This window comes from Acinetobacter sp. YH01018, from assembly GCF_013420295.1.
Lineage (GTDB): Bacteria > Pseudomonadota > Gammaproteobacteria > Pseudomonadales > Moraxellaceae > Acinetobacter.
Genome location: NZ_VOYL01000008.1, coordinates 71142 through 89238 on the forward strand (window position 1 = coordinate 71142; position 18097 = coordinate 89238).

The 18097-nt window shown below is 40.9% G+C and carries 20 protein-coding genes and 1 pseudogene; 12 read left to right on the forward strand and 9 right to left on the reverse strand.

What is annotated here, in order from left to right; genetic code table 11:
- Positions 1 to 64 precede the first annotated feature (64 nt).
- Positions 65 to 340, forward strand: coding sequence for a pyocin activator PrtN family protein (locus FTT83_RS04780; protein WP_004818949.1), 276 nt, complete (start codon positions 65 to 67; stop codon positions 338 to 340).
- On the opposite strand, the gene xerC is transcribed toward FTT83_RS04780, so the two are convergent.
- Positions 324 to 1466, reverse strand: coding sequence for a tyrosine recombinase XerC (gene xerC, locus FTT83_RS04785; RefSeq protein ID WP_180042797.1), 1143 nt, complete (start codon positions 1464 to 1466; stop codon positions 324 to 326). The genes FTT83_RS04780 and xerC overlap by 17 nt on opposite strands.
- 135 nt (positions 1467 to 1601) lie before the next feature.
- Between xerC and dusA the strand changes: the two genes are divergently transcribed.
- Positions 1602 to 2633, forward strand: coding sequence for a tRNA dihydrouridine(20/20a) synthase DusA (gene dusA / locus FTT83_RS04790; RefSeq protein WP_180042798.1), 1032 nt, complete (start codon positions 1602 to 1604; stop codon positions 2631 to 2633).
- Positions 2634 to 2817: 184 nt separating this feature from the next.
- Here dusA and FTT83_RS04795 read toward each other — a convergent pair whose 3' ends face one another.
- Positions 2818 to 3195 (reverse strand): cytochrome b562, encoded by a 378-nt coding sequence (locus FTT83_RS04795; protein ID WP_180042799.1) that lies wholly within the window; start codon positions 3193 to 3195, stop codon positions 2818 to 2820.
- Between the two features lie 155 nt (positions 3196 to 3350).
- Entirely contained in the window at positions 3351 to 4616 is a 1266-nt protein-coding gene (coaBC, locus tag FTT83_RS04800; protein ID WP_180042800.1) for a bifunctional phosphopantothenoylcysteine decarboxylase/phosphopantothenate--cysteine ligase CoaBC, read from the reverse strand.
- A 112-nt stretch (positions 4617 to 4728) separates the two neighbouring features.
- On the opposite strand from coaBC, the gene radC reads away from it, so the two are divergent.
- Together radC and FTT83_RS04810 are read left to right on the forward strand one after the other, a co-directional pair.
- Positions 4729 to 5412 (forward strand): DNA repair protein RadC, encoded by a 684-nt coding sequence (gene radC, locus FTT83_RS04805; protein ID WP_180176303.1) that lies wholly within the window; start codon positions 4729 to 4731, stop codon positions 5410 to 5412.
- Positions 5413 to 5494: 82 nt separating this feature from the next.
- On the forward strand, positions 5495 to 6406 hold the full coding sequence (locus tag FTT83_RS04810) for a bestrophin family protein (protein WP_086195896.1): 912 nt from the start codon (positions 5495 to 5497) through the stop codon (positions 6404 to 6406).
- Between the two features lie 119 nt (positions 6407 to 6525).
- Here the strand turns inward: FTT83_RS04810 and FTT83_RS04815 are convergent, their stop codons facing one another.
- Entirely contained in the window at positions 6526 to 7377 is an 852-nt protein-coding gene (locus FTT83_RS04815) for a PHP domain-containing protein (protein ID WP_180044339.1), read from the reverse strand.
- Positions 7378 to 7422: 45 nt separating this feature from the next.
- Here FTT83_RS04815 and FTT83_RS04820 point away from each other — a divergent pair, with 45 nt between their 5' ends.
- From FTT83_RS04820 to mnmC, 4 genes are read left to right on the forward strand one after another with little or no spacing between them, the layout of a single operon-like run.
- Complete coding sequence (locus FTT83_RS04820) at positions 7423 to 8037, forward strand: inner membrane-spanning protein YciB (protein WP_180044337.1); 615 nt, start codon at positions 7423 to 7425, stop codon at positions 8035 to 8037.
- 26 nt (positions 8038 to 8063) lie between these two features.
- Positions 8064 to 8366 carry a YciI family protein gene (locus FTT83_RS04825; RefSeq protein ID WP_166171415.1) on the forward strand — a complete coding sequence of 101 codons (303 nt, stop codon included), beginning with the start codon at positions 8064 to 8066 and terminating at the stop codon, positions 8364 to 8366.
- A gap of 4 nt (positions 8367 to 8370) precedes the next feature.
- The gene (locus tag FTT83_RS04830) at positions 8371 to 8877 is read left to right on the forward strand and encodes a hypothetical protein (protein WP_180044335.1); all 507 of its coding nucleotides are present in this window, start codon (positions 8371 to 8373) and stop codon (positions 8875 to 8877) included.
- 56 nt (positions 8878 to 8933) lie between these two features.
- Positions 8934 to 10832: an FAD-dependent 5-carboxymethylaminomethyl-2-thiouridine(34) oxidoreductase MnmC gene (mnmC, locus tag FTT83_RS04835; protein ID WP_180044333.1), complete on the forward strand. Its 1899-nt coding sequence runs from the start codon at positions 8934 to 8936 to the stop codon at positions 10830 to 10832.
- Positions 10833 to 10994: 162 nt separating this feature from the next.
- On the opposite strand, the gene FTT83_RS04840 is transcribed toward mnmC, so the two are convergent.
- Positions 10995 to 11309: a rhodanese-like domain-containing protein gene (locus FTT83_RS04840; RefSeq protein WP_166171421.1), complete on the reverse strand. Its 315-nt coding sequence runs from the start codon at positions 11307 to 11309 to the stop codon at positions 10995 to 10997.
- Positions 11310 to 11401: 92 nt separating this feature from the next.
- Here FTT83_RS04840 and FTT83_RS04845 point away from each other — a divergent pair, with 92 nt between their 5' ends.
- Both FTT83_RS04845 and FTT83_RS04850 read left to right on the forward strand, forming a co-directional pair.
- Positions 11402 to 11890 (forward strand): YajQ family cyclic di-GMP-binding protein, encoded by a 489-nt coding sequence (locus FTT83_RS04845; RefSeq protein WP_166171424.1) that lies wholly within the window; start codon positions 11402 to 11404, stop codon positions 11888 to 11890.
- A 32-nt stretch (positions 11891 to 11922) separates the two neighbouring features.
- Positions 11923 to 12423: a DUF4442 domain-containing protein gene (locus FTT83_RS04850; protein WP_166171426.1), complete on the forward strand. Its 501-nt coding sequence runs from the start codon at positions 11923 to 11925 to the stop codon at positions 12421 to 12423.
- Between the two features lie 86 nt (positions 12424 to 12509).
- Here the strand turns inward: FTT83_RS04850 and FTT83_RS04855 are convergent, their stop codons facing one another.
- From FTT83_RS04855 to FTT83_RS04865, 3 genes are read right to left on the reverse strand one after another with little or no spacing between them, the layout of a single operon-like run.
- On the reverse strand, positions 12510 to 12881 hold the full coding sequence (locus FTT83_RS04855; RefSeq protein WP_240921688.1) for an acyl-CoA thioesterase: 372 nt from the start codon (positions 12879 to 12881) through the stop codon (positions 12510 to 12512).
- A gap of 55 nt (positions 12882 to 12936) precedes the next feature.
- Positions 12937 to 13374 (reverse strand): thioredoxin TrxC, encoded by a 438-nt coding sequence (gene trxC, locus FTT83_RS04860; RefSeq protein ID WP_086195906.1) that lies wholly within the window; start codon positions 13372 to 13374, stop codon positions 12937 to 12939.
- Positions 13375 to 14271, reverse strand: a complete 897-nt coding sequence (locus FTT83_RS04865) for an alpha/beta hydrolase (protein ID WP_180044330.1) — start codon at positions 14269 to 14271, stop codon at positions 13375 to 13377.
- Positions 14272 to 14395: 124 nt separating this feature from the next.
- Here FTT83_RS04865 and FTT83_RS04870 point away from each other — a divergent pair, with 124 nt between their 5' ends.
- Positions 14396 to 14731, forward strand: a complete 336-nt coding sequence (locus FTT83_RS04870; protein ID WP_180044328.1) for a TIGR01244 family sulfur transferase — start codon at positions 14396 to 14398, stop codon at positions 14729 to 14731.
- Positions 14732 to 15330: 599 nt separating this feature from the next.
- Here FTT83_RS04870 and FTT83_RS04875 read toward each other — a convergent pair.
- Positions 15331 to 17538, reverse strand: a complete 2208-nt coding sequence (locus FTT83_RS04875) for an Ig-like domain-containing protein (protein ID WP_180044326.1) — start codon at positions 17536 to 17538, stop codon at positions 15331 to 15333.
- Between the two features lie 151 nt (positions 17539 to 17689).
- Here FTT83_RS04875 and FTT83_RS04880 point away from each other — a divergent pair.
- Positions 17690 to 17968, forward strand: a pseudogene (locus FTT83_RS04880) (FAD-dependent oxidoreductase); the annotation flags it as partial.
- Between the last annotated feature and the right edge of the window lie 129 nt (positions 17969 to 18097).

Below are 18097 nucleotides of genomic sequence, written 5' to 3' on the forward strand. Positions count from 1 at the left end.
TCTACTTTTTAAATTCCATTAAATTTACTGTAAGCACATCAACTGAAATGACAGGGATCAATTCATGAATAGTGCTCTACAACTTTCCACATCCGATTACTTATTTATGCGCTATCGCAGCACGACAGTAAAACTAGATGACGTAGTCAAGGATTACTACCCTCATCTCAGTAAAGTAAAAATGTTAGAAAAAGCAAGAAATCAGGATTTCCCATTTTCTTGCTTCCGACTAGATAAAAGCCAAAAAGCTCCATACTTTGTTCATGTAAAAGATTTAGCCAATGTCCTAGATCAACAGTATAAATATGCTGCTCAAGATCATGTTACTCTTCACCAATGAGGGGTAACACTTCATCTAGCTCTATTGTCTTTTTCCTTTTTTTCACAGATACATATCTTTCCAAACTCCCCCAAGAATCATGTAGACTCACTTGCTGAATTTGAGGAATTGTAAAACCTTCCTCAGCAAGGCGGGTACAGCCCTCATGCCTTAAATCATGAAAACGTAAATCATCGATTCCCAAGATTTTACAAGCATTTCTAAATTCACTACCAATCGTTTTAGGACTGAGCGGAATGAGAAGATCTTTATCATATCCTCGATTCAGCATACGTTTTCTTGTACTTTTCACTTGTAAAAGTTCAATCATTTTTCGGCAAGGTTCTAGCACATTAAATTCTTTATGATTTCCCTTTGATCCGTTAGGATTTTTTAGATCTCGTACTTTCCACACTTCATTATCTTCATCATAATCAGCTAATAGCATTTCCGTAATTTCTGACTCACGCCGACATGAAAAGATAGCGAACCAAATAATCAAATGCATCGGATAACTGTAAACAGGCTTTTGCCATTTCCGATAAAAGTATTCTGTCAGTTTTTTTAACTCGGCCGTTGTAGGCAAACGATCACGCTTACCACTCGAAGATATTTGACGAGTCTTTCGTAATTGTGCTGTTGCTTTATCAAATCCTGCTAAATCAACATTTACATCCCACATCGTATGAGCGTGAGATAACACACCGCGAATATGCAATAACTCATGTTGTAACGTACTAGTCGCTATTGGCTTTAAATCTAATTTGGCATAACCAGCCTTACGCAAAGCGACATGTTCTGAAATATCGGCTGGCTTAATTTTTGTGATAATATATTGTGCTATTGGAAATTTCTGGATGAGGCGAAGACAATAGGTTTTTGTACGACCATATTCATTGCCAACTTCATCAAGATATTTATCTATGGCATTGGCTAAAGTGATATTCGTCACATCCGATCTACCTAACAAAATATCTGGATTTTCTTCGATTTCCTCTTCACGCATTGCAAGCCATTTTTGAGCTAGTCGCATAGAACTAAACGTCTTACTTTCCTTGAAATTTGCAAACCCTTTACGGCTTATTCTAATTTCAGCTCGAAAGCGTATAGTCCCATCGGCTAATTTGCGCTGTGAAATTGTTCCCATGATTTACGCCTTATTGTTTTCTTAAGGCTATAATGGCGTAATTTGGCGTAAATATCAAAAATAATAGTGCGAATTAAGGCGTAAAAAATCGAAATAGATCAAAATTAGCAACACTGTAAAGGTATGTTTTTTAATATGATTACTGAAAAAACCATTGATAACACTAAAGAACCTCGCATCAGTGTTGCGCCGATGATGGATTGGACCACACGTGACTATCGTTTTTTTGCCCGCCTGTTTAATCCGAATATCATTCTGTACACCGAAATGGTGACGACTGGTGCAATTCTATTTGGTGGTGCAGAACGTCATTTGGACTACAACCACGAAGAACACCCGATTGTGCTACAGCTTGGCGGTTCAAATCCAAAAGACTTGGCAACCTGTACTAAAATGGCGCAAGACTGGGGTTATGATGAGGTCAACCTAAATGTCGGCTGCCCGAGCGACCGCGTACAAAACAATAAAATTGGCGCATGTTTAATGGCAGAACCTGACCTGGTTGCTGAATGTATTGCTGAAATGCGCAATGCCGTGGATATTCCTGTCACTGTCAAACACCGTATTGGTATTGACGACATGCAGTCTTATGAAGAAATGCTGCATTTTGTCGATACCGTAGCTAAAACCGGTTGTGACAATTTCATCGTACATGCCCGGATTGCCTTGCTTAAGGGCTTATCGCCGAAAGAAAACCGTGATGTTCCACCTTTACGTTATGAAGATGTGCACCGTTTAAAACAAGACCGTCCAAACCTGCTGATTGAGATTAATGGTGGGGTCAAAACCTTGGCCGAAACCCAAGCGCATTTAAAACATGTCGATGGGGTGATGATTGGTCGTGAGGCTTATCACAATCCATATTTATTGGCTGAACTGGGACAATTATGGAACCTGGAAGCGCCTGACCGTTTTGATATTATGGCGCAAATGATGCCGTATATTGCTAAACGCATGCAGGAAGGTGCTCCACTTTCGATTATCACCCGTCATATTCTCGGGTTGTTCCAGAACTTGCCGGGTGCACGTAAATGGCGTCAGGCTTTAAGTGGCGGCAATGCCAAAACCCTAAAAGATGTAGAAACAGCCTTGATTAATATTCAGGAAGCCATGCAACGTACTGAAGAGTATGTCAGAGAAAATCAGGCACATCTAGCATCAAGTTGATTGCAACTATCCTCATAAAAAGTAATGCCAGCCTATTGCTGAATGGGCTGGCATTTTTTATTTAAATTATGAATAAGGCTTGCTGAAGCAAGATTTACACAGTTCATCTGACAATCACGAGATAAAACGATGTGCTTAATCTAACTTCACCCTTCCAAACCTTAAACGGTAAATGTACATTAAATTAGTGATGATTATAAACCGCATGTCCCTGATCTTTCACCAGAGCAATTTTTTTGCCTTCTACTTTGGCTTGATCCAATTTACCACTTTGAACCAATAATCTGGTTTTTTCAATCTCCACCAGCAATTGACTGTATAAAGTATCTGAGCTTGGTGCTTTTACATCATGAGCTTTTAACTTCACTTTTTTTGCATCTAAAGCAGCAGCCTTCATATTATCCAGTGCTTTTAGTGCATCCTTCTGATTATCAGCCTTGTTAAACATTTTAAAGTTTTTTCCAAGCGTCATCATATTTTGTTCAAGCGCACCGGCAAAACCCAGGCTACTGAACGACAAAGCGGCAGAAAAAATCACTGTGGCTACAGTTTTTTTGATCATGTTGATGTCCTTGTAAAGATACGTTTCAAAAAATAAGAAGCTTATTGTTACAGTTAAATTGTTCTGAACATTTGCACTTTAAGCGTTAAACATAGTGTAGATGCCATAAAAAATGCAACGGAAATGTTGCATTTTATTCTATGGTCTCGCTTTTTTTAAACAGGCTGCATTTTATGATGCAATGCATCATGAATCGCTTCCACCAGCTGCTGGGCGATTTCCTGTTTCGATGCTTTTTCCAGATCTCGCTGCTGCATTTGATACTGCTCAGCAAAGAACACAATCATGGCATTTTCATCAGAGGCAAAACCGATGTCAGGACGTGAAACATCATTACAGGCAATCATATCCAGTTTTTTCGCCACCAGCTTACCCGCTGCATATTCTTCAACATTGCGGGTTTCAGCAGCAAATCCCACCATAAATGGACGTTTTTGTTGCTGGGCAATGGTTGCCACAATATCCGGATTTTTAATTAAAGCCACATTCAGTTCATCGCCGGCTTTCTTGATTTTATGCTCGGCAATTTCTGCCACGCGGTAATCCGCCACCGCCGCCGTGGCAATAAAGATGTCACAGCCTTTATCCAACTGATCCATACTATGTTCCAGCATCTGCATTGCAGACTGTACATTAATACGGCGCACACCATTTGGGGTATCCAGACTGACCGGTCCTGCAATCAAAGTGACTTTTGCACCTGCTGCATAACAGGCCGCAGCCAGGGCAAAGCCCATCTTGCCGGTACTATGGTTAGAAATATAACGGACTGGATCAATCGCTTCACGTGTAGGTCCTGCTGTGATCACTACATGTTTACCGGCCAGCATGCCAAACTTTTCTGCAATCGCACGCTGCGCCTTGTGGAAGTATTCGGTGACTTGTCGCGCTAAATCTTCCGGTGCAGGCATACGTCCCAAACCGACATCGCCACAGGCCTGTGATCCGGCATCCGGCATAATCACATGCACGCCATCTTCCACCAGGGTATTTAAATTACGCTGTGTGGCTTTGGCTGCCCACATTTGCTGATTCATTGCCGGGGCTACCCAAACCGGTGCTTTGGTTGCCAGATATAAAGTACTGAGTAAATCATCAGCCAAACCTGTCGCAAACTTTGCCAACGTGTCACAAGTTGCCGGGGCAACCAGCAGTAAGTCAGCCCAACGCGCCAATTCGATATGGCCCATGCCGGCTTCGGCTTCAGAATTGAGTAATTCAGTATGTACCGGATTTCCAGACAAGGCCTGGAATGTTAACGGAGTAATAAAAGCTTGCGCCCCCTGCGTCATCACCACACGGACATTAAAGCCCGCCTCTTTTAAACGACGGACCAAAATGGCACTTTTATATGCCGCAATACCACCAGTTACCGCTAAAACAATGTTTTTATTTGGAATCACACTCAAATCGAAGCTCACGAACAGGCTACCTTTCTGTTGCAGTGGCGCTCACAATAGCATTAAATAAAGTCATCCCCAAGTCGGCAACTTGGTTAATAATCATTACTAATAACAAAAAAGTCTAAAAACAATGAATTTATCGATTAAACACTGGCCTGAACAGGAACGTCCACGTGAAAGGCTGACTCAACAAGGTGCTGCCAGTCTGTCAGATGCGGAACTGCTGGCCATCTTTTTACGCTCCGGTTCCAAGCAACATTCTGCCGTGGAACTATCCCGCCTGTTATTGCAGCATTTTGGTGGGCTGAACTCTATTTTGGATGCCGAGCTTCAGGATTTAAGCCAGTTTCATGGTATCGGGGTAAGCAAATATGCCCAACTGATTGCAGTGAAGGAATTGGGACGACGCTATATTTCCACCCATTTACAGCAGGAAAAAATAGAATTAAGCAATTCAAAAATACTCCTGGATTTTTTGAAATTCGAATTACTGGGTGAAATGCAGGAAGTTTTTGCGGTACTTTGCCTTGATGCGCATTTAAGAAAAATTAGCTTTAAAAAAATGTTCTACGGTTCGCTTAATTCGTGTGAAATTTCTACAAATCAATTGCTACGCTATGCGATCCATCAACATGCCAGTAGCATCGTGATTGCACACAATCATCCTTTGGGAATAGCTCAGCCTTCCCGTGCCGACATTGAGCTTACCCGGCGTATTCTAACGGCCTGTCAATTATTGGAAATCAAGCTGATTGACCATTGTATCGTGTCACCAGAAGGAACCTGCTCATTGGCTGAACTGGGGCTGATTTAAACGCCACAATTATGCTGACAAATATTGACAAAAGACCTGCTAACACTGAAGATCAACAAAAAATTTTGATGATACTAATAATATGATTGTTCGTGATCAACCTAGTGTATTCAAGCTGCTCTTTTCCTGGCGCGGAACCATCCTGCCCAAGGTTTTGCCGCCTTTAGGTGTGGTCATGCTGATCTCCTCAGTGATTGGCGGGCTGTCCTATATTGGTTACTTTCATTTTCCGGAACTTCCACTGGTAGGCTTTACCTTAATTGGAGTGGTGCTCTCGATTTTTCTCGGCTTTAAAAACACCGCCTGTTATGACCGCTGGTGGGAGGCCCGTAAACTTTGGGGTATGTTGATTGCCAATGCCCGGCATTTTGACCGTGATTGTCGCATGCTCAGCCAAGGACGTCGTGAACGCATTATTCAGCACGTGATTGTGTTTGCCAATGTACTGCGTGACCGTTTGCGTCACCAGACAGCTAATCCTAAGGCACTAGTAGAAACCAGCGGTATGAGCCAACAGGCTATAACCCAGCTTTACCAGCAGGCCAATGCACCGCAATACACCTTGAGCCTGATTCAATGGGAATTGATGCAGGCGCTGAAAGAAGGTGAAATTTCCGACATTATTTATACTCAAATGAACCAGCATGTGGCTGAACTGAGTCGGGTTCAAACCGGTTGTGACCGTATTGCCACCACCCCTTTACCTTTTGCCTATTCGGTGCTGCTGAATCGTACCGTGTACTTTTTCTGTTTTATGCTACCGTTTAGCCTGGGTTCAACCTTGGGTTTGGCGACGCCTTTAATGGTCGGTATTTTGGCTTATACTTTTCTAGGTCTGGATGCTTTAAGTTCAGAAATCGAAGAACCGTTTGGTACCCAAAGCAATGATCTGCCCTTAGATTCATTGGTACGCACCATCGAGATTGAATTATTGAGCACCTTAGGTAAGCCGACCCCGCCACCTATTCAGGCACAAGATAATAATCTGCTTTAATTTATGACCTCTCCTTTACGAAGCTGTGCTTCTCATCTCCTTAAAGGAGAGGGAACTCCTTTTCCCTTTGGGATGAGGAACATTGTTCTGCAAGGGAATGAGGACATAACTAAACATAACTAAACAAAACTCTCCCAAACCCCTACCTGTCCTTCCTTAACGCGCGGAATATTGCCCAGCTTGATCCACGGCATATTGTCACCATGAAAATCACTGCCCACAGAGACCTTAAGCCCAAACTGTTCAATCATCCGATCGACCATCTGCCGGGTTGAAGCCGGCTCAATCGCAGGTGGAAGCTCCACGGCATCCCCACCAAACTTTGAAAAAATTTCAATCAGATAACGGATATTAGTTGCTGATAAATCATATTTTGTCGGATGCGCCAGCACAGCGAAACCTTGACTCTCATGAATCACCTGAATGGTTTCTTCTAAGCCCAAGCCATCAAATTTCACATAGGCCTTTTTGCCTTCTTTAATATATTTATCAAAGGCCTGTTGGGCTCGACTCACATAAGCTTTTTCCACCAAAGTTTTCGCAATATGCGTTCGGGTAATCCGGTCTGCAACACCCTCCACTTTGGCAATCACATCGGCATAAATATCCTCACCAATCAGCGGAACTAGCAAATCACAAATCTGTTTGGCACGAATTGCACGAATCTGTTTTTGCTGCTCCAGTAAGGCAAGTAACGGTTCTGGGTTTTGCATATTCAATGCAACCACATGTACAGCATAGTTTTTTTTCGTTGCCGGACGCGACCATTGGCTGGAAATTTCCACACCGGAAATAATGTTCAATGGTAAATCCTGTGCAATATTTTCAGCTAATTTTAAGCCATCCATGCTATCGTGGTCCGTCAGCGCAAGGGTATGAATGCCTTTTTCCACGGCTGCATGCACAAGTTGTTCTGGAGACAAAGTTCCATCAGAAATATTACTATGTGTATGTAAATCTACGCCTTGCATCACTTATACTATGTCATTTATTTGATCAGATTTAGATACTCTAACATGAAAGCACTTTTAGACTTTGTGCCACTCATTATTTTCTTTTATTTATATAAAACTGTTGATCCAAAAGATACCGAGCATCCGCTATTACATTTGATCGGCTCAGCGGGAGGTATTGATAATAATAACATTTTGGTGGCTACCGCAGGTCTGATCATCTCAATGCTGGTGGTGTATGGCATCTTATTTGTCAGCCAGAAATTCCGCCTGGATAAACAACAATGGATTGTGCTGTTTATGACGGTCATTTTTGGTGGTATCACTTTAATGCTGAGCGATGATTTTTATATCCGTTTGAAAGCAGCGCTTTTAAATATCGTTTTTGCGGGTGCCTTCCTGCTTTCACCTTATTTTACCAAAGATAAGAAACCTCTGATTCAGCGTTTATTTGGTCCCATCTTTAATTTAACCGCCCAAGGCTGGAAAAATTTAAACTTTGCCTGGGCTGGCATGTTCGCATTCATGTCGTTCTTGCATATTTTCTTCGCATTTTTATTTGCTGGCGGAAAATATTGGGGCGAATTTACCGCATTTGGTGACATGATTGTGATGTTTTCCTTTATCATTGTTCAGTTTATTGTCTTGCGCAAATATTTTAAGTCGCCTGAAGCATAATTCAGGTCAACTGATCGAGAAAGAATATGCCTTTATTCGTCGTAACCTGTACCGATAACGAGGGTACAGTCGAAAAACGTCTAGCTACACGTCCAAAGCATTTGGAACGTCTGCAAAAATTAAATGATGAGGGTCGTTTAATTGTGGCAGGTGCCATGCCTAAAGATCCCGGCAATCCACAGGCAGGTTTTTATGGCAGCACGATTATTGTTGACTTTGAAAACCGCGAATCCCTAGATGCATGGCTACAAGATGAGCCTTTCTTAAAAGAAGGCGTCTATGCTCATATTGATGTGAAACCTTTTAATAAAGCTTTCCCTCAAGGATAAAATCATGCGTGTTGTAGTTTCAAGCTTATTGGGTTTCTCTTTAATCTGTTCAACAGCTTGGGCGGTGGAATCTGCTCCTGCTCCGACACCTGCTGTAGCCCCTGCTGCTCAAGCAACGACTGCAACACCTCCACCACAAACTTTAGCTGCAAATAAGCCGGGTACTGTTCCTGCTACCAAGCTGGATGCCAATGGTTTACCCTTGGAGGCCAAACCTCTGACTGCAGAACAAATTGCCAAGAATAAAGCAGTGCAAGATGCCAAAGTGAAGGCACTGGTTAAAGATCAGGCCACCCGCTTACAGCAATTGGAAAAAGCCAATTTAGATGCCTTGTCACAAAACCAGGAACTGCAATTGAAAAACGATAGTTTGGGCGTTCAGGTGCAAGTATTGCAAAGCGAACGTAGTGCCCAGATGTTTTTATATGGTGCAGCGACGATTGCCGTCGGCGTGTTGCTGGGCTTCCTGATTGCCAGTTATGTCTATACCAAACGTCGTCGTCAGTGGTAATGACGATATTTACTGCTTCATTTAGTTTTACAGCTTGATTTAAAGGTTATTTAGGTTTGTCTCATCCTATTCAAACTGCCGATCTGGATTGGCAACACGTCGATGGCATTGAGGTTCCCGTTTCCAAACAGTTTGGCGATGTCTATTTCTCTAAAGATAATGGCCTGCTTGAAACACGGCATGTGTTTTTAAACGGCAACGATTTATCGACCCGCCTGGCAAAGCTGAATGATTTTGAATATTTCTGTGTTGGTGAAACCGGTTTTGGCACAGGTTTAAATATTTTAGCTTTATGGCAGCTTTGGCAACAAGCTCGCCCGGACAATCATAGCCATCTGCATGCCATTTCTGTAGAAAAGTTTCCATTATCCAAAGATGATCTGATTCGTGCCTTAAATGCATGGCCTGAACTGAAACCTTTAGCTGATCAACTGATTGCACAGTACCCAATACCGATAGCAGGCTGTCATCGTTTATCCTTTCCAGATGAACGTTTTAGCCTGGATTTATGGCTAGGCGATGCCCATGATATTTTTCCCGTGATGGAAAAAACAGCAGTAGTCAACGCATGGTTTTTAGATGGCTTCGCTCCTTCCTGCAATCCGGATATGTGGGAAGAAAACGTTCTCAATAACATCGTGCGTTTATCAGATTTCGGCAGCACTTTTGCTTCATTCAGTGTGGCTGGTGTACTGAAACGTGGTCTGAAAAGTCATGGCATTTCCATTTCCCGTCCGCGCGGTTTTGGACATAAACGGGAAATGCTTAAAGCCATCTGGAATGCACCCGAAGATCAGGTTGAATCTTGCAATGATTTAAATTCCACTGAAAAACAAACTGAACTAAGCACTGCGATTTTTAAACAGCGCCAGATTGCGATTATTGGCGCAGGAATCGCAGGTTTAAGCTGTGCCTGGGCATTTGCTCAGCGTAGCCATCAAGTGACAATCTATGACCAGACAGCACCTCTTTCCGGTGGGTCTGGCAATCCTTTGGCCCTGCTCAATCCGAAACTATGCCCGATTGAACAAAGTTCAGATCATTTAATGACTTTAACCTGGCAGCATGCATTAAATCATTATGTAAAGTTTAAAGCCTTCCGTCCGATGCAGGTCAGCCAGTTAGCACTGAAAAATCCTGAAGTCTTATTAGGTTTGGCCGATGAATATCCGGCAGGGATTGTTGCGATACAAGCAGCCGATCAACAAGAGATTGAAACTGATTTTCCGAGCTTAAACTTACTCGAAGCAGGTGCTGTTTCACCGCATCAACTGCGTGATGAAATTTTGGCACATGCTCAAATTGATTATCAGCAAGCCAAAATCACGAGCATCCAACAACATGACAAAGTTAAACTCTTTGCCGAAGAAAATTTATTAGGTGAGTTTGATCATGTAATTGTGTGTACTGCACGTGAAACAGCACAATTCTTTGAAAATTTTCCAATACTCAAACCGATTCGTGGACAAGTCAGTTGGGTAAACAATAAAAATCATCCCCTTAGCCAAGACACAGCATACAGCTACGGTGGTTACTGTATGCAGCTCGATGATGAGCATTTAATCCTCGGTGCATCCTTCTATCCAAACTGTGATGATGCTGAAATTCTGTTGGAAGATCATGTGCATAACTACGATCTTATCCACAGTGTCTTTCCAACTTATGCACAATCATTAAACGATGTGCATACTTGGCAAGGTCGTGCTTCAGTACGTGCGCAGAGTCAGGACTATTTTCCTCTACTCGGCAAAATGAAAGCGAATGAGGAAATTTATAGCTTTGCCGGCCTAGGTTCGAAAGGCTTTTTATTTGCGCCACTGTGCAGTGAAATGTTAGCAGCGCAAATCTTAGGAGAAGCCTGCCCTGTGCCTGCAAACTTGGTCAAAAAATTGAACGCGACACGGTTTCAGAAGAAAGTAAAAGCCAAGAAACCATATTTTAAGCCTCAGGTCTAATCCTCCAGCCTTTAAAAAAGGGGGGCATTTCCTTCTGCTGAGCAGATTCTAAAGCAATACTTTTAAAATTCTGTACAAGTAAGGGTTAGGGAGAGCATTCTTTTATTCAATCATTGCCAATAAAAAAGCGCCTTTCGGCGCTTCTTTTTTTGCAGCTGCAAATTATGCACCCTGCTCCAGTGCTAAGCCAGCATCGCGTGCTGCACGCGTACCACCCATTAACACCACATATTCACGTGAGCTATCCAAGCTTTCCAACTTTTCAGCCGCACGTGGCGCTTTACTGCCACCACCGCATAAAATGTAAATAGGCTGATCCGACTCCACCTGAGTTAAGCTGTCTGCACTTAAGCCATTAATGGGCTGATTAACAGCACCTTTCACATGACCTTCAGCAAAGGCTTTTGTATCACGAACATCCCAGATAATTGCATTTTCTGGGAACTCAAATGTCGTAATTTCTTGTTTACGGATCATTGCGCACTCCTTTGATGTAAAACAACACTTGGCAAATGAAGAAAACATCCCTAGCATCTCAGATATTCTTTCCCTTTGTAAAGGTCTAAACCATGCCTTCTTTCGATATTGTATCTGAATTAGAAATTTTTGAAGTAAATCATGCTGTTCAAAACACGCAAAAAGAGATTGCAACCCGTTTTGACTTCCGCGGACAAGACGTTTCTATTGAACTGAATGAAAAAAACAAGGAAATCAAGATTTCGACTGAAAGCGATTTCCAATGTGAACAAGTCTACAGCATGCTGGAAAATCATTTCTTCAAACGTAAAGTGGATATTCAGGCGCTTGATCCGCAAAAAATGACTGCTTCTGGCAAAAATGTGATTCAGGTAATCAAGCTTAAAGACGGACTTGACTCTGATACCGCGAAAAAAATAAATAAAGCCATTAAAGAAAGTGGCGTGAAAGTGCAATCATCTATTCAAGGCGACAAAATTCGTGTAACGGATAAAAAACGCGATACTTTGCAACAAGTGATGGCATTTTTAAAAGAACAACAATTTGGTGTGCCTTTGCAGTTTAACAACTTTAAAGACTAAGGCATTGCTGCCATAACACGTCGAGGACTTCCATGACACCGACCAATCGCTTATCGAAACTGGTAAAAGCTACTGCTAAATTACCTAAAGCTATCCGCAATAGACTGTGGAGCAAAGTGTTTGGTCGGGTCGTGCCGATGGTGGGTAGTGCGCAAATCCACTACCTTGAAGTCAGCCACAGCAAAGTGGTGGTCAAGATTGAAAACCACCGTGCCATGCAAAACCATATTGGTCAGGTTCATGCCTGTGCCATGGCACTGATTGCGGAAACTGCCACAGGTTTTGTCACCGGCATGAATGTTCCGGACTCCTGCATTGTATTAATCAAAAGCTTAAAAGTTGATTTTAAACGTCCAACCCAAGGTGCAATGATTGCCACCGCAACCTTGACGGATGAGCAGCAGAAATTAATGCAAAACACTGAAAAAGGTGAAACGCTGGTTAAAGTTCAGGTAACGGATGAATCTGGTGAAGAACCGATTCAATGTGAAATGCTGTGGGCATGGATTGCCAAATCCCAATTAAAAAAATAGCTTGTATCTCATAAGCTTCGGTTAAAACAACCAAATTTAGGCAATAAAAAAACCCAATCTTGATTGGGTTTTTTTTACGGTTGAAATTATTTATCTTGCTGGGAAGCTAAATATTTTTGTTTGACCTCATCCGGAATCTGACGCTTGGCCCCTTTTACATCCACAGCGACAAAAGTAAATACGCCTTCGGTTACACGAGTAGGTTCACGGGAACTGTCATGACTGTCCCATACTTCAATTTGCATTTGAATTGAGGTATTACCCACTTTTAAAATTTTGGTATAACAACTAATCACATCACCGACTTTGACTGGAACCAAAAAAGTCATCTGATTAATTGAAATGGTTGCACAGCGTCCTTTACTAAAACGCTCTGCATGAATTGCACCTGCCAAGTCCATTTGTGAAACGATCCACCCACCAAAGACATCACCACTCCAGTTGGTATCTGCCGGCATCGCAATTGTTTGAAGGGAAAGCGTTCCTTCCGGTTTTACATGAGTATCTGACACGTTAACTCCCAGTATTGGCATTTAAATGTTGATCCAGCCACTGTTGTAGCTCTGTAGATCGTAGCGCGCCGCTTATTCTACCAATTTCATTAGTTTTATTCATCAAAACCAATGTAGGAATACTACGCACATTAAATGCACCACTGAGTCGAGGTGATTCTTCGGTATTGATTTTAGCAAAAATCACTCGCGGATTTTGTTTTGCCACTTGTTCAAAATGAGGTGCCATCATCTTGCAAGGACCGCACCATTCCGCCCACAAGTCAATCAGCACAGGCAGTTCACTATGGGTAATAAAGTTGCTGAAATTGTGCTCATTCAACTCTATTGGAGCCAGAGGAATAAGCGCATGTTGACACTGACCACAGTTTGGATGTGCTTCCAGTTTATCTTCGGGTACTCGGTTTCTGGCACCACATGCAGGACATACAATAATCATTTAGCTCACTCCAATATGTTGGTGTAAAAATTCTAATTGAGTTGATATGGCTTTTTCAAACCATTGACCATGATAGATATCAAAGTGTTGCATATCCCATTCATGGTATTGTACATAAGGCGCAATATTGGTGGCTGTTTCACGGCTAGATTCAATTGGAATCAGGCTATCCTGTTTAGAGGCAATAAATAAAACGGGTACACTGATTTTACGCACATAATGAATAGGACGATAACGGATCAGGTTGAAAAAGACTCGCGCAGGAATCTCGCCACTCCAATAATAATCCGGATGAACAATAGATAGATATCCCTCATAACTATCTGCTGTAGGCATAAAGCATAAACCCTTTTTGCTCACAACGGGCAATGTCTTCGGAGACATTCCTACCTTTGCACCCATATAGTCCTGACTGGATATTTTTAGGGCTGTCGGCAATTGTTGTAAAGGATAAAGCTTGGCACTTTCTGTACCATCAACAAATGGCACTTGTACCATTATTGCCTGAACATTTTTTAATTGTGCCGCCAAATCTAGAACATAACCACCGCTTAAAGACGTTCCCCAAAGTACAATGCGCCTGGAATCAATCGATTTTCGCTCTATCACATGGGCAATCATGGTACGCCAATCTTCTAACTGGGATTGAATCGAGACCAGCTCACGTGGACGGCCGGTGCTTCCGCCCCAATAACGATAATCAAACAGTACTACGGCATAACCAGCTTCGGCAAAACGCTTGGCATATTGCACCAGTTTAAATTGACGTAAAGCAGCTAAACCATGCGCCATAATGATGACAGCAGGTTTATGTTCAGTTTTGGGACGATAAAAATCCGCAGCAATGACCTCGTGCCCACTATTTACATAGAGTGGTTCAACCGTATAGGAATGCATACGCGCTCCGGTGCGTTATTTTATGATTGTAATCGCTTATAAAAATTTCAACAGATTAAGCTCTAGTTTCAGCTTAATGCTATCATAAAGCATATATCTATTGAGCACATTATGGAGTGACAAAATGAGCGAAAATGTCGGCTTTGCGGGTCAAATTAACCCAGAACAGGTAACGCAAATTGTTGAAAAAGGTTTTAAATCAATTATTAACAATCGCCCAAATATGGAAGGTGGTCCAGAACAACCTACTAGCGCGCAAATTGAAGAAGCTGCACGCAATGCAGGTTTAGACTACGTGTTCCAACCCGTAGTTGCGGGTCAGATTACTGAAGTTGATGTGCGTACATTTGCCAATCACTTTAATGAGCTGCCAAAACCAGTATTAATGTTCTGCCGTACCGGCAATCGCTCAAATAACTTATACCAGTTGGCCAAACAAATGGATTTATTGGATGATTAAGCACGTTGTAAGGCGCGCTTTTTTAGTTTCATTTTGACCTTTAATATTCAGTTATTCATATAAATTATTGATTCAATCTATAATTTAAGCTTTTCTGTCCGTATTAAAGGTCAAATGACAACCGATAAATTTAAATTATTTTAAAATTTTAAGTCTACCATCACTTACCTCGTTCTAATTAGTGACGAGGCTATTTGGCTTAATTCAATCCACTCAGACATATTGCTGAACAATTGCTTATATAAATTTTATTTCCCCACATTACCGATAGTAAAATTTTTAAAACAGACATCGTTAAATTTGTAAAATATGATGATGAATTTATAAAACTTATATTAGTGACAGGTCGAAGTAGCTCTGCTCTTCCCTATTATTTAATGAAACAAAAATTAGGATTGTGTTTAATGAATAAAATAATTTTTCTATTTCTTATTTCATGTTTAATTGTAGGATGTAGCTCGATGAATGTTCGACCTACGGTTGGGGTAAGCATAGGCACATCTATTTAATATACTTTAAATAAAAACAGCGCCGAAGCGCTGTTTTTATTCTAAAATTTTATATAAAGTGTGAAAAATCATCTGTTTTTTTTACATACCTTATTTGATATCAAGCCATGATGTAACAGTTTTACCAGCAGGGACACTGGAAATAATTTTAACATCATCACCTTGAGTACATCCTCTAAGTTGCACTGTATAGTTAACAACCCCATTTTCAATATTTTGGAATGAGACGGGAGTAAATAAGTTCATTGTATTCGGAACAGTTATATTACCGCCTCGAATTTCAGCTTCACAAGATAAATTTTTATAAGTTATTTCAGGAGTTCCTGTAACAGTTGATGCAATATCACCTTTGCTTCCAGTACCATTTGAATCAATTGCTACAGTATAATCAATATTATTAATCGTTACAATTAAGGTGCTATTCGGTTCTGCCCCAGAAACTTTTAAAATTTGTTTAGTTGAATCTGCAGTATCGACTTGAAGCTTTGCTTTTGGCTGAAAATCAGTGTTATCTTTTACTGCTACAGAAATAGTAGTACCTGAAGGCATTGGTACAGTTTTTTGACTATTTCCAAAGACTTGGAAAGAAAAACTACCCGCACCATTTGTAATTTTTCCGTTGCTATCAAATCCTGTATTCCAAACGAATGTTGGGGTGTCATGTGCAAATGAGAAGACTAATTGTTGACGTAGGACTGCACTTAAACCACTGTCGCAAGTGTCTTGTATATTTGGCTGTGCAAAGCTAGAAATTGCACATTGCAATGCACCTACTGCTTTTTGATAAATAAATTCACCTGTATTATAAAGATTATCCTCATTATCATCACGGAAGAAATTGCCAATATTATTTTTCAATGTATCTGTAGTTGAGAATGAGTTATTCCCATCATTATCATCATAGGCCTTGTCACCCTCTACAAAGGCTAAAACCGTCACACGGTTATCCAATGGTCGAGGACTCTGAGTCGTTAAAGTAACGGTACAAACACCCTGTACATCTGTTGCACAATTTGGATCAACCTTACCACCTTCAGAAACAAAACTAATTACAGTACCTGCAGGTACAGCATTCCCGACACGATCGCGCAAACGTGCTGTGATAACTGCTGTATCACCATCAATATCTGTTCTTAATGATTGTTTAGAAACAGAAAGGCTCACACCATTTTGAGTCACACGGCCTGTAGAAATTTTCACATTCTTAGATAAAGCAGATACATTTGGAGCTGAGACAAGAGTTGCTTTAATCTCAACAGGCCCTGGTAAACTACCAGGATATAAATTAACAACAACTTTACCATTAGAATCACTTTTTACGATTCTTGGATCACGGTTACCTAAAGAAATAAAGTTTAAATCTGGTGGAGCATCAGTCAACTCGATGCGAACTTCTTTATTCTTTGCAGGCGTGCCATTCGCATAAAGTGTAAATTCAATTTGTCCTGAAGCAGCGGATCCACTGTTTTTGATTCCCAAATCAATAGCTGAAGTTGTTGTATATACTAAAGAATCCGCCTTAATAGCAGCAATATTTACAGGAACAGATACAGGTGCTGCCCCATTACTGGCTGCTACAACTATATCCTGCCCCTCACAAAGTTCACCATTTTTGTCTATTGCTTTATAGGAAGTAATGACATCACCTTGATTAGACGATATAACAGTAGCTGGCTCAAATGTACCGCAACTGGCAGAGAAATTTACAGCAACATTATTTTGATTAGCACCACTCTGGTTCTTTGTTTTTAACGTAATATTAGTAGAACCACCAGATTCAAGCATTGTATTTGCAGCACTTAAATTTTCTAATGTAATATTAAGTGATTGCAATGAAAATGCTATTTCTTTTGCCGCGACAGTCTTACCATCATAATCTGCATTAGCTGAAATTTTATAAGCACCATTTGTATTATTATTTTCCGGAGTAACAGAAATGGTAGCTTCACCATCAGAATTAGTTAAAACAGCACTATTAGAAGTGCCAAAAGTGACACCACCTGTAGCTGTAAAAGTTACTAATGCACCACTGATGCCACGACCTGATTGATCAGTAACTTTTACTTTCGCTGTTACACCTTCCGAGGTAATGATTTGAGTAATATTTCCATTTAAATCAATTAATTGAATAGTACTAATATTAACAGATTTTACTTCTTCACCTGTGCTAGGGTTCGAAGCATTACCTGACGTAGAACCTTGCTTATTAAAATAACCTTCACTACCACCGCCACCACAACTTGCAAGTAAAACAGCCAAAGCAACTGTAGATAATTTTAAACTAATATTTTTACTCATGAATATCCCCGGAACCCTCAAAACTTTAGAGCTTGTTCTTAATTAATATTGCGTGATATGTAATCATAGTTAGTGCTTTATGTAAACAAAAGCATTGGAAATGTTTTAGTATGGTAACCTAGAAAATATAAAAAATGAGGGCAATATCACAATGTATGACATCATTATTATCGGTGCAGGTACTGCAGGTATTGCTGCTTATAAAGAAGCTGTAAAACACACCCAAAACCTTCTTATTATTAATAAAGGAGCATGGGATACAACCTGTGCCCGTGTCGGCTGTATGCCAAGTAAAGTTCTTATTTCTGCTGCTAACCGTATGCATGATATCCAAACTGCGGAGAAAGTAGGTCTATCTATTACCTCAAAAATTGATACATCTCAAATCATGCAACATGTTCGAATGCTTAGAGAGCATTTTACAAATGCGATCTCTGTACACGACAAATTTCATAGGATCCTTGTCCTATCAGGCTTTTTCTTTCTTAAAATTGCTAGCACTTTCTTAAATTCTTCTTTTTTTCCAAAACCAATCAAACGTAGAATAGCCATTTGAACA

Bases quoted from the DNA above. Each gene is read 5' to 3' on its own strand.
- FTT83_RS04780 (WP_004818949.1), top strand. From the start codon at position 65: ATGAATAGTGCTCTACAACTTTCCACATCCGATTACTTATTTATGCGC.
- xerC (WP_180042797.1), bottom strand. From the start codon at position 1,466: ATGGGAACAATTTCACAGCGCAAATTAGCCGATGGGACTATACGCTTT.
- dusA (WP_180042798.1), top strand. From the start codon at position 1,602: ATGATTACTGAAAAAACCATTGATAACACTAAAGAACCTCGCATCAGT.
- FTT83_RS04795 (WP_180042799.1), bottom strand. From the start codon at position 3,195: ATGATCAAAAAAACTGTAGCCACAGTGATTTTTTCTGCCGCTTTGTCG.
- radC (WP_180176303.1), top strand. From the start codon at position 4,729: ATGAATTTATCGATTAAACACTGGCCTGAACAGGAACGTCCACGTGAA.
- FTT83_RS04810 (WP_086195896.1), top strand. From the start codon at position 5,495: ATGATTGTTCGTGATCAACCTAGTGTATTCAAGCTGCTCTTTTCCTGG.
- FTT83_RS04815 (WP_180044339.1), bottom strand. From the start codon at position 7,377: ATGCAAGGCGTAGATTTACATACACATAGTAATATTTCTGATGGAACT.
- FTT83_RS04820 (WP_180044337.1), top strand. From the start codon at position 7,423: ATGAAAGCACTTTTAGACTTTGTGCCACTCATTATTTTCTTTTATTTA.
- FTT83_RS04825 (WP_166171415.1), top strand. From the start codon at position 8,064: ATGCCTTTATTCGTCGTAACCTGTACCGATAACGAGGGTACAGTCGAA.
- FTT83_RS04830 (WP_180044335.1), top strand. From the start codon at position 8,371: ATGCGTGTTGTAGTTTCAAGCTTATTGGGTTTCTCTTTAATCTGTTCA.
- FTT83_RS04840 (WP_166171421.1), bottom strand. From the start codon at position 11,309: ATGATCCGTAAACAAGAAATTACGACATTTGAGTTCCCAGAAAATGCA.
- FTT83_RS04845 (WP_166171424.1), top strand. From the start codon at position 11,402: ATGCCTTCTTTCGATATTGTATCTGAATTAGAAATTTTTGAAGTAAAT.
- FTT83_RS04850 (WP_166171426.1), top strand. From the start codon at position 11,923: ATGACACCGACCAATCGCTTATCGAAACTGGTAAAAGCTACTGCTAAA.
- FTT83_RS04855 (WP_240921688.1), bottom strand. From the start codon at position 12,881: ATGCCGGCAGATACCAACTGGAGTGGTGATGTCTTTGGTGGGTGGATC.
- trxC (WP_086195906.1), bottom strand. From the start codon at position 13,374: ATGATTATTGTATGTCCTGCATGTGGTGCCAGAAACCGAGTACCCGAA.
- FTT83_RS04865 (WP_180044330.1), bottom strand. From the start codon at position 14,271: ATGCATTCCTATACGGTTGAACCACTCTATGTAAATAGTGGGCACGAG.
- FTT83_RS04870 (WP_180044328.1), top strand. From the start codon at position 14,396: ATGAGCGAAAATGTCGGCTTTGCGGGTCAAATTAACCCAGAACAGGTA.
- FTT83_RS04875 (WP_180044326.1), bottom strand. From the start codon at position 17,538: ATGAGTAAAAATATTAGTTTAAAATTATCTACAGTTGCTTTGGCTGTT.